At 69.6% G+C, this 14,322-nt stretch carries 11 protein-coding genes; 6 read left to right on the top strand and 5 right to left on the bottom strand.

From position 1 onward, the window contains the following. Positions 1-97: 97 nt before the first annotated feature. Complete coding sequence (ada, locus tag BKK81_RS09670; protein ID WP_083384212.1) at positions 98-1,201, top strand: bifunctional DNA-binding transcriptional regulator/O6-methylguanine-DNA methyltransferase Ada; 1,104 nt, start codon at positions 98-100, stop codon at positions 1,199-1,201. Between the two features lie 78 nt (positions 1,202-1,279). Next, positions 1,280-1,669, top strand: a complete 390-nt coding sequence (locus BKK81_RS09665) for a hypothetical protein (RefSeq protein ID WP_071012427.1) — start codon at positions 1,280-1,282, stop codon at positions 1,667-1,669. A gap of 12 nt (positions 1,670-1,681) precedes the next feature. On the opposite strand, the gene def is transcribed toward BKK81_RS09665, so the two are convergent. The 4 genes from def to smc all read right to left on the bottom strand — a co-directional run bounded on the left by def (position 1,682) and on the right by smc (position 9,363). Next, the gene (gene def, locus BKK81_RS09660; protein WP_071012426.1) at positions 1,682-2,215 is read right to left on the bottom strand and encodes a peptide deformylase; all 534 of its coding nucleotides are present in this window, start codon (positions 2,213-2,215) and stop codon (positions 1,682-1,684) included. Further along, entirely contained in the window at positions 2,212-4,404 is a 2,193-nt protein-coding gene (gene ligA / locus BKK81_RS09655) for an NAD-dependent DNA ligase LigA (RefSeq protein ID WP_083384029.1), read from the bottom strand. Before ligA ends, def begins: the two co-directional genes overlap by 4 nt. Before the next feature lie 14 nt (positions 4,405-4,418). Next, positions 4,419-5,753, bottom strand: a complete 1,335-nt coding sequence (locus BKK81_RS09650) for a cell division protein ZipA C-terminal FtsZ-binding domain-containing protein (protein WP_071012424.1) — start codon at positions 5,751-5,753, stop codon at positions 4,419-4,421. A gap of 91 nt (positions 5,754-5,844) precedes the next feature. Further along, positions 5,845-9,363 carry a chromosome segregation protein SMC gene (gene smc / locus BKK81_RS09645; RefSeq protein WP_071012422.1) on the bottom strand — a complete coding sequence of 1,173 codons (3,519 nt, stop codon included), beginning with the start codon at positions 9,361-9,363 and terminating at the stop codon, positions 5,845-5,847. A 420-nt stretch (positions 9,364-9,783) separates the two neighbouring features. On the opposite strand from smc, the gene BKK81_RS09640 reads away from it, so the two are divergent. Next, on the top strand, positions 9,784-10,611 hold the full coding sequence (locus tag BKK81_RS09640; RefSeq protein ID WP_071012421.1) for a ferritin-like domain-containing protein: 828 nt from the start codon (positions 9,784-9,786) through the stop codon (positions 10,609-10,611). On the opposite strand, the gene BKK81_RS09635 is transcribed toward BKK81_RS09640, so the two are convergent. Then, a complete protein-coding gene (locus BKK81_RS09635) occupies positions 10,605-11,549 on the bottom strand; it encodes a DMT family transporter (protein WP_071012419.1) in 945 nt (314 codons plus the stop codon). The two genes, BKK81_RS09640 and BKK81_RS09635, sit on opposite strands and share 7 nt — an antisense overlap. A gap of 192 nt (positions 11,550-11,741) precedes the next feature. Between BKK81_RS09635 and dapC the strand changes: the two genes are divergently transcribed. From dapC to BKK81_RS09620, 3 genes are all read left to right on the top strand, one after another. Beyond that, a complete protein-coding gene (dapC, locus tag BKK81_RS09630) occupies positions 11,742-12,944 on the top strand; it encodes a succinyldiaminopimelate transaminase (protein ID WP_071012417.1) in 1,203 nt (400 codons plus the stop codon). 78 nt (positions 12,945-13,022) lie between these two features. Next, complete coding sequence (gene dapD / locus BKK81_RS09625; RefSeq protein ID WP_071012414.1) at positions 13,023-13,850, top strand: 2,3,4,5-tetrahydropyridine-2,6-dicarboxylate N-succinyltransferase; 828 nt, start codon at positions 13,023-13,025, stop codon at positions 13,848-13,850. 104 nt (positions 13,851-13,954) lie between these two features. Next, positions 13,955-14,311, top strand: coding sequence for a hypothetical protein (locus BKK81_RS09620; RefSeq protein WP_197523973.1), 357 nt, complete (start codon positions 13,955-13,957; stop codon positions 14,309-14,311). Positions 14,312-14,322 lie beyond the last annotated feature (11 nt).

Here is a 14,322-nt window from a genome sequence, read left to right as displayed (position 1 = left end):
GCGCCGGAGTGCGGCATCGCCGCGCGCGCCCTACAGTCGAACCCGAGACCACTGCTTGCCAAGGATGAAGAGGATGAACGCGATCGTGAGCACAGGCATGAGGACAAAGCAGGCTGCCAAGCGCGCCGCCGGCGTGGCCGGCACCCAGGCCCGCCACAGCGTCGCCGAGGATCCTCGCTGGGCCAAGGTATTGGCGCGCGACCCGGCTGCCGACGGCGAGTTCGTCTATGCGGTGCGCACCACCGGCATCTACTGCCGCCCGAGCAGCCCCTCGCGGCTGCCGCGGCCGGAGAACGTCGAGTTCTTCGCCACGGCCGCCGAGGCCGAGGCGGCCGGCTACCGCGCCAGCAAGCGCGCCGAGGACGATGCCGCCGAAACCGGTGCGCGGCATGCGGCCATCGTCGCCGCCGCCTGCCGCCGCATCGAGGCGGCCGACACGCCGCCAACGCTGGAGACCCTGGCTGCGCAGGCCGGCCTCAGCCTCTATCACTTCCATCGCATCTTCAAGTCGCTCACCGGGCTGACACCCAAGGCCTTTGCCGACGCGCATCGCGCGCGGCGCCTGCGCCAGCGGCTGGGACAGGCGGCCACGGTCACCGAGGCCATCTACGACGCCGGCTTCCAGTCCAACAGCCGTTTCTATGCGGCCTCGGACGGCATGCTGGGGATGACCGCCAGCCGCTGGCGCGCGGGCGGCGCCGACATGGCGATCCGCTTCGCCATCGGGCAGTGCTCGCTCGGGGCCATCCTGGTGGCGCAGAGCCAGCGCGGCGTCTGCGCCATCCTGCTCGGCGACGACCCGGACGCCCTCGCGCGCGAATTGCAGGACCAGTTCCCCAAGGCCGAGCTGATCGGCGGCGATTCAGGTTTCGAACAATTAGTGGCGCGCGTGGTCGGCTTCATCGAGGCGCCGTCGATCGGCCTGGACCTGCCGCTGGACCTGCGCGGCACCGCCTTCCAGCTGCGTGTGTGGCAGGCGCTGCGCGAGATCCCGCCCGGCACCACGGCCAGCTACGCCGAGATCGCCGCCCGCATCGGCGCGCCCAAGGCGGTGCGGGCGGTGGCCCAGGCCTGCGCCGCCAACCACCTGGCGGTGGCGATCCCCTGCCACCGCGTGGTGCGCAGCGATGGTGCGCTGTCCGGCTACCGCTGGGGCGTGGAGCGCAAACGCGAGCTGATCGGGCGGGAAGCGCTGGCCTGAACCGGTGCCGGCGGCCGCGCTTGCGGGCGGCCACGGCAAGGCGCATGCTGGAAGCCTGTCCGCTTCCGGAGAGCTGCCATGCCTGAACCGCTGACCCGGCTGCTGGCGGCGGTGCTGATCGCCCTGGCCGTGCCGAAGCTGTGCGCGGTCCTGCTGGCGCCGCAGGGATGGCTGCGCGCCATGCGCCGGCTCTATGCCCGCCCGGCGCTCCTGGCCGCGCTGGCCTATGTACTCGCGGCGCTGGTGCTGTACGCCCTGCTGGCTTCCGGCCTGTCGATCGTGCAGATCCTGGCGGTCTGCCTGTTCATGGCGCTGCTGACGATGGCGGGCATGGCGCCGCTGGCACCACGCCTGCTCGAGGCCATGGCTGAGCCCGGCGCGCTGCGCAGGATGATGCGCGCGCAATGGCTCTATGTGCTGGTCTGGCTGGCGCTGCTGGCCTGGGGACTGGCCGCCATGCTGGCCTGAGCGCCGCCCGCGTCAGTCCTCGGCGTTGGGCGGCAGCTCGGGGAACAGCACCTCGGTGAAGCCGAAGCGCGTGAAGTCGCGCACCCGCATCGGGTAGAGGATGCCTTGCAGGTGGTCGCATTCGTGCTGCACGACGCGCGCGTGGAAGCCCTCCGCCTCGCGCTCGATGCGGTTGCCCTGCAGATCGTAGCCACAGTACTTCAGCCGCGTATAGCGCGGCACCACGCCGCGCAGGCCCGGCACCGACAGGCAGCCTTCCCAGCCGTCCTCCTGCTCATCGCCGAGCGGCGTCAGCTCGGGATTGATCAGCACCGTCTTGGGTACGGCCGGCGCGCCCGGATAGCGCGGATTGCGCTCGAAGCCGAAGATCACCACCTGCAGCCCGACGCCGATCTGCGGTGCCGCCAGGCCGGCGCCGTTGGCATGGTCCATGGTGTCGAACATATCCTCGACCAGCGTGCGCAGTTCCGGCGTGTTGAAGCGCGCGACCGGGCGCGCCACCTGCAACAGGCGCGGATCGCCCATCTTGAGGATGTCATGGATCATGCCTGTTCTCCGTGGTCGGGCTGCGCGGAAGGCGCGGAATCAGAGGGATCGGAAGATTCGGAAGCATCGGGGGCGGGCTCGGGATCCGCGCCATGGGCACCGGCCAGCAGCGCCAGCATGCCGTCCTCGTCGAGCACGGCCACACCCAGCGCCTGGGCCTTTTCGAGCTTGCTGCCGGCTTCGGCGCCCGCCACCACGTAGTCCGTCTTCTTCGACACCGAACCGGCCACCTTGGCGCCGGCGGCTTCCAGGCGCTCCTTGGCCTCTTCGCGCGACAGCGTCGGCAGCGTGCCGGTCAGCACGAAGGTCTTGCCAGCCAGCGGCGCGGGTGCGCGCGCCTGCGGTTCGCTCTCGGGCCAATGCACGCCGGCCGCGCGCAGTTGTTCGATCACCTCGACATTGTGCGCCTCGGCGAAAAAGTTGACGATGGACTGCGCAACCACCGGGCCCACGTCGTTGACCTCGAGCAGGGCCGTCTCGTCGGCTGCCATCAGCCCGTCGAGCTTGCCGAAGTGGCGCGCCAGGTCCTTGGCGGTCGCTTCGCCGACGTGGCGGATACCCAGCGAGAAGATAAAGCGGTTGAGCGTAGTGGCGCGCGCGCCTTCGATCGCCGCCACCAGGTTGGCGGCCGACTTGTCGGCCATGCGATCGAGCGCGGCCAGCTTGGCCACGCCCAGCTTGAACAGGTCGGCCGGGGTGCGCACGATGCCCTGGTCGACCAGCTGTTCGACCACCTTGTCGCCCAGCCCCTCGATGTCCATGGCGCGCCGCTGCGCAAAGTGCAGCAGGGCCTGCTTGCGCTGGGCGGCGCAGATCAGGCCGCCGGTGCAGCGAGCGATGGCCTCGCCCTCCAGGCGCTCGATATGCGAGCCGCACACCGGGCAGGCGGTCGGCATGACGAAGGCGCGCGCATCGGCGGGCCGGCGCTCCAGCACCACGCCCACCACCTCCGGGATCACGTCGCCGGCGCGACGCACGATCACGGTGTCGCCGACATGGACGTCCTTGCGCCGTACCTCGTCCTCGTTGTGCAGCGTGGCATTGGTCACGGTGACGCCACCGACGAAGACGGGAGCCAGCCGCGCCACCGGCGTGATGGCCCCGGTGCGGCCGACCTGCACCTCGATGTCCTCGACCACGGTGGTCATTTCCTGTGCCGGGAACTTGTGCGCCAGGGCGAAGCGCGGCGCACGCGAGACGAAGCCCAGGCGCTCCTGCTCGGCCAGCGCATTGACCTTGTAGACCACGCCGTCGATGTCGTACGGCAACTGGTCGCGCCGCGCGCCGACGCCGCGGTAGAAGTCCAGCAAGCCCTGCGCGCCCCGCACCACCGCGCGCTCCTGGCACACCGGCAGGCCGAGCGCGGCAAAGCCGTCCAGCATCTGGCTGTGGGTATCCGGGCGCGGCGTGCCCTGCAGCTCGCCGATGCCGTAGGCGAAGAAGGACAGCGGGCGCCGCGCGGTGATGCGCGGATCGAGCTGGCGCAGGCTGCCGGCCGCGGCATTGCGCGGATTGACGAAGGTCTTCTCGCCGGCCTCGGCCTGGCGCGCGTTGAGCCGGTCGAAGTCGGCGCGGAACATCAGCACCTCGCCGCGCACCTCCAGCACCGCCGGTGCCTGGCCGCGCAGGCGCAGCGGGATGCTCTTGATGGTGCGCACATTGGCAGTCACGTCCTCACCGGACTCGCCGTCGCCACGCGTGGCAGCCTGCACCAGTTGCCCGTTCTCGTAGCGCAGCGACATCGCCAGTCCGTCGAACTTGAGCTCGCAGGCGTACTCGACGGCGGCCGCGGCCGAGAACAGGTCGGGCTCGCCGGCGCCCGCCGGCTCGAGCCCGAGGCCCTGGGCGCAGCGCCGGTCGAAGGCGAGCACGTCCTCGTCCTCGAAGCCGTTGTTCAGCGACAGCATGGGGATGGCGTGGCGTACCGTGGCGAACGCCGCCAGCGGTGCGCCGCCGACGCGCTGGGTCGGCGAATCGGGGTGCAGCAGCTCGGGGTGCTCGGTCTCGATCTGCTGCAACTCGCGGAACAGCGCGTCGTAGTCGGCATCCGGCACGGTGGGCGCATCGAGCACGTAGTACTCGTAGTTATAGCGCTCCAGCGTCTCGCGCAACCAGTCAGCGCGGGCGGCCGGCGATGCGGCGGCGGGCGCGGAGGCCTGGGCCTGCGCGCCGGTTCGGGTTCCGGTCATGGTGTCGCTCCGGACTAGTTGCTGAACAGCCGCAGCGCGACCGGCGAGCCGGCGGGCATGCCGCGCGCCTCGAGCTTGTCGTACAGCACTTCGAGCTGGCCGAAGATGGCGATGAAGGAAGCCTCGCTCAGCGGACGCATATTGTCGTCGACCAGGCGCGCACCCATGCGCTGCGCCAGGCTGTGGCCGTATTCGCAGACCGTCTTGAAGGGCTTGCTGGCGCGCGCCACCTGCGGCACGTCGAGCAGCAGCGTGATCTGGCGCCCGGCCTTGACGGTCAGGTCATCGCGCAGGAAGTTGGTATCGCCGAACTGCAGCGTGAAGAGCGCGCGCTGCACGCCGTCCGCACCCGCCAGGTAGCGCGTGAAACGCGTGCCGTCGCGCGACAGCACCAGGCCGTCCTGGGTGGCAACGGTCTGCACGTAGGCGGCCGACCAGGGTGCCCCGTCGGAGATCACATTGACGCCGAGCTGGACGTCGCAGCTCGCGGCAAAGCTGTCGAGCTCGCGTCCGTTGGCCACCGACTCGCTCATGTCGGGCAGGTCGGTCGCGCCATCGAGGGCCTCGGCCAGCCCCTGCACCGCGTTGACGAACTCGGAGAACTCCAGCGCGTTGAGCGGACCGGAGCGGTTGGCCAACTGCACCGCCACCTGCAGGTCCTCGTACTGGTGCCCCGCCGTGACCACTTCCCAGGCGTTGGCCTCGGCATGCAGGCCCTCGATATGAACCTGCTTGGTGCCGGCGCGGCGCAGCCGCCCGGTCAGCGGCAGGATGCGGTCGCCGGAGGCCTTGCGCTCCAGGTGCAGCGGCACGATGCAGTCGACCAGCGGGTCGATGACGGCGGGAAGCGGCTGGCCTTCGAGCGCCTCGGGCGCCGTATCCTGCAGATGCTGCTGCACCGTCGCAGCCGGCTCGGCCTCGTCGCCCCGGTCCGCTGTCGCAGTGGCTTCGGTGCCTTCGCCGTTCGTGGCAGCGACATTGGCCGCCACGGCCACTTCATCGGCCAGCGCCTGGTCGGCGTCGGTCGAGGCAGCGGCGCCGATCGCGGCCGCCGCATCGAGCGGCGAGGCCGACAGCGTCGGCTCGCGGCGCTGCGCCGCCGGCGCAGGTTCGCTTTCCTTGGCAGCGACGGGCGCGGGCCGGTCCGGCATGGACGGCGCCTTGGCGGATGCGGCGGGATAGTCGGCGCCGGGCGGCAGGTCGAAGGTGGGCTCGCGCATCGGCGCCACATCGTCATCCGGCTGCAGCGCACGCGGGCGGCGGGCCTTGCGGATCTGCCACTGGTTGTAGACGACGACCAGCAGCAGCAGGACGAGACCGGCGACGATCAGAGCGGTTTGCAGGTCCATTTATGCTGCGGCTCCCTTGAGGATGTTGTTGTGCATCGAGATTGCGAGAATTCTGGTCCCCGCCGGGCGCGCCGCGCCACGGCGGGTGGGATCAGGCGGCTTCTTCCACCATCGACATCGCGGCGTCCATGTCCACCGCGACGATACGCGACACGCCCTGCTCCTGCATCGTCACGCCGATCAGTTGCTGGGCGATTTCCATCGCGATCTTGTTGTGGGAGATGAAGACGAACTGCGTCTTGTTCGACATGCGTGCCACCATCTTGGCATAGCGATCCGTGTTGGCATCGTCCAGCGGTGCGTCCACCTCGTCGAGCAGGCAGAACGGCGCGGGATTCAGCTGGAACATGGCGAACACCAGCGCGATCGCGGTCAGGGCCTTCTCACCGCCCGACAGCAGGTGGATGGTGGAGTTCTTTTTGCCGGGCGGCTGCGCCATCACCTGCACGCCGGCATCGAGAATCTCTTCGCCGGTCATGATCAGGCGGGCCTGTCCGCCACCGAACAACTGCGGGAACAGTTCACCGAAGTGCATATTGACCTGGTCGAAGGTGCCCTGCAGCAGCGAACGGGTTTCCTGGTCGATCTTGTTGATGGCGTCTTCCAGGGTGTTGATGGCGTCGTTCAGGTCCGCCGACTGCGCGTCCAGGAAGGTCTTGCGCTCGCGCGCCGTGGCCAGTTCGTCGAGCGCGGCCATGTTGACCGGGCCCAGCGCATTGATGGCGTTGTTGATGCGGGTGACCTCGCCCTGCAGCCAGGCCGGCTTCAGGTCGGCGTTCAGCTTGCCGGCCAGCGCCGCTTCGTCGACCCCGGCCTCGGTGAGCTGCTCGGCAAACTGCTCCTGGTTCAGGCGCGCGGCCTGCTCCTTCAGCTGGAATTCGGTGATGCGGTCGCGCAAGGGTTGCAGGCTGCGCTCGGCGGCCAGGCGCTGCTCGTCGAACTGGCGCAGCTGCACCGACAGCGAGTCGAGCTCGACGCGCGCCGTGTTCAGCCTGGCTTCCTTCTCAGCACGCACTTCCAGCGCTTCCTGCAGCCCGGTATGCGCGGTCTGCTCGTTGATGGTCTCCAGCTCGGCGCGCGCGTTCTCGAGCGACTCGGCGATACGTTCGCTCTGGTCGGATGCCACCTGGATATTGCGGCGCAGCTCTTCGATGCGGCTGCCCAGGTTGCGCTCGGAAAAGACCGCCTCCTGCGCCGCGCGCTCCAGCTCACGCAGTTGCTGGCGTGCCGCCGCGAGGCGCCCGTCCAGCGCTTCGAAGGCGCCCTGGTGCGCTTCGTGGGCGGCCTGCTGGTCGGCCAGCGCGGCATCGTGCTGCTCGAAACTCGCCTCCGACTCGGCGCGGATGGCGCGCTGCTCCTCGACCTGGGCGGCGATCTCCTCCAGATCCGCGCGGATCTGGCTGCTGCGCGCAGCATAGCGCTCCATCGCCTGGGACAGCTTGAGCACGTCCATCTGCAGCGCATGCACGCGCCGCGTGGCCTGCTCGCTGGCGGTGCGCGCCTCGACCAGCACGCGGCTGGCGTGCGTGTGCGCGGTCTCCGCGCGTACCGACTGCGTCTTGGCCTCTTCGGCCAGCAGCGCCTGTGCGCGCACCTGCTTCTCCAGGTTCTCGATCTCCTGGGCACGCGCCAGCATGCCGGCCTGCTCGGAATCGGCCGCATAGAGCTGCACGCCGCTGCGGCCGACCAGGTGGCCTTCGGCCACCACGAAGGTGGCGCCCTCGGGCAGCGTGGCGCGCGCCGCCAGCGCCGCGTCGACGTCAGCGGCGGTATAGACGTTGGCGAGCCAGTCCTGCATCACCGCGCGGATGCCCGGCTCGGCGATCTGCAGCAGGGCCATCAGCGGGCGCAGGCCCGGCGTTGCTTCCTGGGGCCGTGCCGCGGCGGGTGGCGCATAGAAGGCCAGCTTGGCGGGCGGCGCGTCGGACAGGAAGGCCTTGACCGCGTCCAGGCCGGAAACCTCGAGCGCCGCCAGCTTCTCGCGCAGCACCGACTCCAGTGCATTCTCCCAGCCGGGCTCGATATGGATCTTCTTCCACAGCCGCGGCAATTCGGCCAGCCCGTGGCGGGCCAGCCACGGCTGCACCTTGCCCTCGGTCTGCACGCTCTCCTGCAGTTGCCGCAGCGCGGCCAGGCGCGCCTCCAGCGCGGCGATGGCCGCGGCCTCGCCCTGCACACGCTCCTGCGCGGCACGGCGCTCGGCGTCGAGGCGCGGCAGGCTTTCCTCCGCTTCGGCCAGCGCGGCCTGCGCTTCCTCCAGCACGGCTTCCTGCTCAGCCAGGTCCGCGCGCAACTCTTCCAGGCGCACGTCGTCGGGGCGGTCGAGCCCCTTCTCTTCGCCGGACAGGCGCTCGCGGCGCTGCTCGAGCTGCTGCAGCATCTGGTCGGCGCTGCGCTGCTGCGCAGCCTCCAGCTTCAGCGCCTGCTCGGCCTGGATGATGCCGGCGCGCTGCTCGTTGAGCAGTTGCTGCGCCTCGCGCCACTGGGCCTCGAGCGCCGGCAGTTCGTCACTGCGCTGGGCCAGGGTGTCCTGCGCCTCGATCGTGCGTCCCTCGGACAGCGCCAGCTCTTCCTCGGCCTGCGCCAGGTCCTCCGAGGCCTGCTCGGCCTTGTCGCGCCACTGCTCGCCCTGTGCCGACAGCGCCGCGATCTGGGCCTGCACGCGGTTGCGCGATTCCACCACGTAGCGGATCTCGGCCTCCAGCTTGCTGACCTCGGCATTGGCCTCGTACAGCGCGCCCTGGGCGGCATGCATATTGTCGGAGGCCGCATAGTGCGCGGCGCGCATGGTCTCCAGTTCAGCCTCGACATGGCGCAGCTGGGCGGTCTGGGCCTCCAGGTCGACCTGGGCCTGCCCGACGGCGCGTTGGTGGCGTTCCTGCTCGCCCAGCGCCTCGCGCTTGCGCAGCATCCACAGCAGGTGCTGCTTCTCCTCGCCGTCGGCCTGCAGCGCCTTGAAGCGCTGCGCCACCTCGGCCTGGCCTTCGAGCTTCTCCAGGTTGTTGCCCAGCTCGCGCAGGATGTCCTCGACACGCGTCAGGTTCTCGCGCGTGTCGGACAGCCGGTTCTCGGTCTCGCGCCGGCGTTCCTTGTACTTGGAAACGCCCGCGGCCTCTTCAAGGAAGATGCGCAGGTCCTCGGGCTTGGCCTCGATGATGCGCGAGATCATGCCCTGTCCGATGATGGCGTAGGCGCGCGGGCCCAGGCCCGTGCCCAGGAAGATGTCCTGGATGTCGCGCCGGCGCACCGGCTGGTTGTTGATGTAGTAGGACGAGGTGCCGTCGCGCGTCAGCACGCGCTTGACCGCCACCTCGGCGTATTGGCTCCACTGGCCGTTGGCGCGGCCTTCGCTGTTATCGAAGACCAGTTCGACGCTGGCCCGGCCGGCTTGCTTGCGCGCGGTCGAGCCATTGAAGATGACGTCCTGCATGGACTCGCCACGCAGTTCCGAGGCACGCGACTCGCCCAGCACCCAGCGCACCGCGTCGATGATGTTCGATTTGCCGCAGCCGTTGGGTCCGACGATGCCGACCAGTTGGCCCGGCACTTGAAAATTGGTGGGATCGACGAAGGACTTGAAGCCCGCCAGTTTGATCGAGGACAGTCGCACGGTTGGTCGTGTGGATTCGGCGTAGGAAAGCGTTCGAGGAAACGGGCTGCCGCCGGGCGCCCGGCAACTCGTGCGACATCGCGAAAAAGTGAATTTCGGATCGCATTCAGCCCTGGCGTGCCCGTTGGCTGGCGCTAATCATACCATCGCCCATCCCGCATCCGGCCGGCTTTTCACGGCTTCCCGGCATCACTTTCCCTGCTGGATCGGCCATTTACGGGCGTTCCTGCGAGCACTTTCTCACCTGCCCGCCACCCCGCGCCGCGCCATGACCGCCGGCTGTCATGGCCGGCAGGCAGGAGGACAAGAAACTTATCAGGGTTGATGCTAGTCTCTGAATTGACAGCGTGACCCCGGATGCCCACCCCGAGCCGGAACCCTTGCGACGCGCCCGCGCGTCCTTTCCTGGGAGGACCAAGCATGACCGCATCTTCACCGACCCGCCTGCCGTGGTCAGTCGGAGAGATCGATTACGAAGCCATCGACACGGCGCGAATACGTCCCGACCGGCTCCTGTTCTATCTGCTGACGGCCTCCTCCTTCATCGAGAGCGGCTCCGACACCTACGCCGGCAATCTCGCCTCCTACTACGCCGACGTGCCGCAGGCCGCCTCATGGCTCGAGCGGCACTGGGAAGCCGAGGAACTGCAGCACGGACTGGCGCTGCGCCGCTACGTGGAGCACGTCTGGCCGGAGTTCGACTGGGAGCGTGGCTACGCACGCTTCTTCGAGGAATACCGCGTGACCTGCTCGATCGACAATTTCGAGCCCACCCATGCCCTGGAGATGGTGGCACGCTGCGTGGTGGAGACCGGCACCGCCACGCTCTACCGCGCCATCGAGCAAGCCACCGACGAGCCCGTGCTGCGCGACCTGAGCCGGCGCATCGCCAATGACGAAGTCCGCCACTACAAGCATTTCTTCCGCTATTTCAACGACTTCCGCCTCCAGGAGCAGGTCGGGCGCGGGCGCGTGCTGGGAGCGCTGGCGCGCCGCCTGCTGGAGATCAAGAACGAGGATGCCGAAATCGCACTGCGCAACGTGCTGCGCATCGAACGCGGCACCGAGGCGGTGTCCGACCGCGAAGTGCGCCAGTTGAATTCACAGGTCAGCGCCATCGTGCGGCGCCACCTGCCGGTCGATATGGCGGTCAAGATGCTGCTGCGCCCGCTGCACCTGCACAGTGGCGTGGAACGGGCCATCCGGCGCCCGCTGATCGCCCTGGTTTCCCGCGCGATGCTTCACTGAGCGGGGCCGCGTGCCGCGCGCGGCCGGTGCACCAGCCCGGACAGCGCCCCCGCCGCGACGATGCACAGGCCTCCCGCCCCCTCCTTCCAGCTCAGGGTTTCCGCGGCCAGCCACCACGAGGACAGGGCCGCCACCACGATCTCGAACAGCATCAGCAGCGACACCCGGTTGGCCGGCAGCCGCTGCAACCCGTACTGCACGATGGCGTTGCCAAGCACCAGGGTGCCCGCCAGCGCCACCGCCAGCAGCAGCACCGCGCCTTCGCGCCCGGCCGCCGGCCCCGCCAGCGCCGGCTCCAGCCACAGCGCGCAAGGTGCGCTGACCGCCACACTGCCCAGGAACACCGCCACGGTACGCACGCGCCCATCGACCTGGGGCAGGCGCTGCCCGGCGTGGCGCGACAGCACATTGTTGACGGCAAAGCCCATGCCCGCCACCAGCCCGGCCCATTCCGCCAGGTTGGCGGGCAAGGGCACGCCGGCCTGCGGCGACCACAGCATCAGGCCGGCGCCGCCCAGCGCCAGCGCCACCAGGCCGAAGCCGGTGGCCGACAGGCGCTCGCCGAGCCACAGGCGCGCGAACAACGCGGTCCAGACCGGGGTCAGGTAGAACAGCAGCAGCACGCGCATGACGTGGCCGTTGACACTGCCCCAGACGAAGCCGGCGTTGGTGATGCCGGCGGCCGCGCCGATCGCCAAGAACAACCAGGACTGGCGCAGCCCGCCCAGGTGGCGGCGGAAGGCCAGCATGGCGATGGCGGCCGCGATCAGGCTGACCAGCGCCGCCGCGCGCAGGCCGCCCAGGCCCCAGCCGGCCAGCACGCGATAGGGAAACCAGGCGATGCCCCATACCGAAGCGCCCAGCAGGATGGACAGCGAGGACTTGACGGGATCGTGGTCGGCAGCGCCGGGCTGCAAGGCAAGGGACGAAGGGCTCATCGGACCCGGGAATGACGGATGGAATTGGAAAACGGCAACGGAAAACGGGGATCCGGCAGCACGCAGCGGACATCACGGTACCGTGATGCGCGCCATCCTGGCGGGCGCCGCCCCCGCGCGGGAGCGGCGCGCCCGGCGATGGGCCCTGTTCCTCTATAATGTCCGGTTTCAACCGGCCCACCACCACAGAACGTGAATCCGCGCCTCGACCTGCTCCAGCCCTACCCGTTCGAGAAACTGCGTGCGCTGTTCGCGGACGTGAAGCCCGATGCCGCCAGGACGGCGATCAGCTTCGGCATCGGCGAACCCAAACATCCCACGCCCGAGTTCATCAAGACGGCGCTGGCCGAGTCGCTGGCGGGGCTGGCGAATTATCCCACAACGGCAGGCTCCGACGCGCTGCGCCAGGCCATCGCCGCCTGGCTCGAGCGCCGCTACGGCCTGCCCGCGGTGAACCCGGCCAGCGAAGTGCTGCCGGTGACCGGCTCGCGCGAAGCGCTGTTCGCCTTTGCCCAGACCGTGGTGGACGGCAGCAAGCCCGGCGCGCTGGTGTTGTGCCCGAATCCCTTCTACCAGATCTACGAAGGCGCAGCCCTGCTGGCCGGCGCCACCCCGGTGTTCGCCAACAGCGATCCGGCGCGCAACTTCGCGCCCGCCTTCGACCGCATCGACGACGCCACCTGGTCGCGCGTGCAGCTGGCCTACGTCTGCTCGCCGGGCAACCCCACCGGCGCGGTGCTGTCGCTGGAAGACTGGCAGCAGCTGTTCGCCCTGTCGGACCGCCACGGCTTCGTGATCGCCTCGGACGAGTGCTACTCGGAGATCTACTTCGACGAGGGCCGCGCCCCGCTGGGCGCGCTGGAAGCCGCCCGCAAGCTGGGCCGCGCCTTCGAGCGGCTGGTGATGTTCTCCAGCCTGTCCAAGCGCTCGAACGTGCCCGGCCTGCGCTCGGGTTTCGTCGCCGGCGACGCCGCGCTGCTGAAGAAATTCCTGCTGTACCGCACCTACCATGGCGGCGCCATGAACCCCGCGGTGCAGGCGGCCAGCGTGGCGGCCTGGAACGACGAGGCCCATGTGCGCGACAACCGCGCCGCCTACGGGCGCAAGTTCAGCGAGGTGACGCCGCTGCTGGCCGAAGTGCTGGACGTGGCGCTGCCCGACGCCGGCTTCTACCTGTGGGCCGACGTCTCCCGCACCGGCCTGAGCGACACCGAGTTCGCCACGCGCCTGCTGGCTGCGCAGAACGTCACCGTGCTGCCGGGCAGCTACCTGGCGCGCGAGGCCGGCGGCATCAATCCGGGTGCCAACCGGGTGCGCATGGCGCTGGTCGCCACCCCCGAGGAATGCCTGGAGGGCGCACGCCGCATCGTGGAATTCTGCAAGGCACCGGGCTGAGCGCCGGCCCCCGCACCGGAAGCCCAGCAACCGGACCCGAGACTGTTGTAGACAACGCTTAACCATCAAGAAACGCATATGACGCAAGCACTGCAAGCCCTGATCGACCAGGCCTGGGAAGACCGCGCCAGCCTGTCGCCGAAGTCCGCCCCCAACGATATCCGCGAAGCGGTGGCCAGCGTCATCGGCCAGCTCGATGCCGGCACGCTGCGCGTGGCCGAGAAGCAGGGCAAGGACTGGATCGTCAACCAGTGGATCAAGAAGGCCGTGCTGCTGTCCTTCCGCCTGGAAGACAACGCACCGATGGGCGCCGGCGGCTTCACCCAGTTCTACGACAAGGTGCCGAGCAAGTTCGCCGACTGGAGCGCCGACGACTTCGCCAAGGGCGGCTTCCGCGTGGTGCCGCCGGCCGTGGCCCGCCGCGGCTCCTTCATCGCCCGCAATGCGGTGCTGATGCCCTCCTACGTCAACATCGGCGCCTACGTCGACGAAGGCACCATGGTCGACACCTGGGCCACCGTCGGTTCCTGCGCACAGATCGGCAAGAACGTGCACCTGTCCGGCGGCGTCGGCATCGGCGGCGTGCTGGAGCCGCTGCAGGCCAACCCGGTCATCATCGAGGACAACTGCTTCATCGGCGCGCGCTCGGAGGTTGTCGAAGGCGTGATCGTCGAGGAGAACTCGGTCATCTCGATGGGCGTGTACCTGGGCCAGTCGACCAAGATCTACGACCGCGAGACCGGCGAGATCCACTATGGCCGCGTGCCCGCCGGCTCGGTGGTGGTGGCGGGCAACCTGCCGTCGAAGGACGGCAAGTACAGCCTGTACTGCGCGGTGATCGTCAAGAAGGTGGACGCGCAGACGCGCGCCAAGACCAGCCTGAACGACCTGCTGCGCGGCGACTGAACGTCGGCGCGCGATGCGCCGGCCCCCGCGCGGCCGCCCCGGCGGACGCAGCGTGGCGGCAGGCGCCGCGCGAGATGATCGTGCCCTCCCTGCGCAAGCGCATCATGGCCCTGGATCCCGCCACCGTCAGCACCGTCCTGTCGCTGCTGCCGACCATTCTCGAGCAGGCCAACAAGACCATCGAGAAGATCAAGAAGGGGCGCCGCCGCGAAGACGGGGCGCCAGGCGCGGCGGAGCCGCGCGACCCGGCCGCGCGCCTCGCCGAGCTCGAGTCGGCCGCCATGCAGCAGGCCGAGGCGGTCAAGCTGCTGGCCGAGCAGCATGCCATCACCATCGACGCGCTGCGCAAGGAGGCTGCGCGGCTCGACCGCCGGCTGCGCCTGATGACGGCGGTGGCGATGGCCGGCGTGGCGCTCGGCATCGGCGCGCTGGTGGTCTCGCTGAACCTGCTGCTGCGCTGAAGGTGGCGCCA

The organism is Cupriavidus sp. USMAHM13 (assembly GCF_001854285.1).
Lineage (GTDB): Bacteria > Pseudomonadota > Gammaproteobacteria > Burkholderiales > Burkholderiaceae > Cupriavidus > Cupriavidus malaysiensis.
Note: the sequence above shows the minus strand (reverse complement) of the source record. Positions and strands in the feature narration are given on the sequence as shown.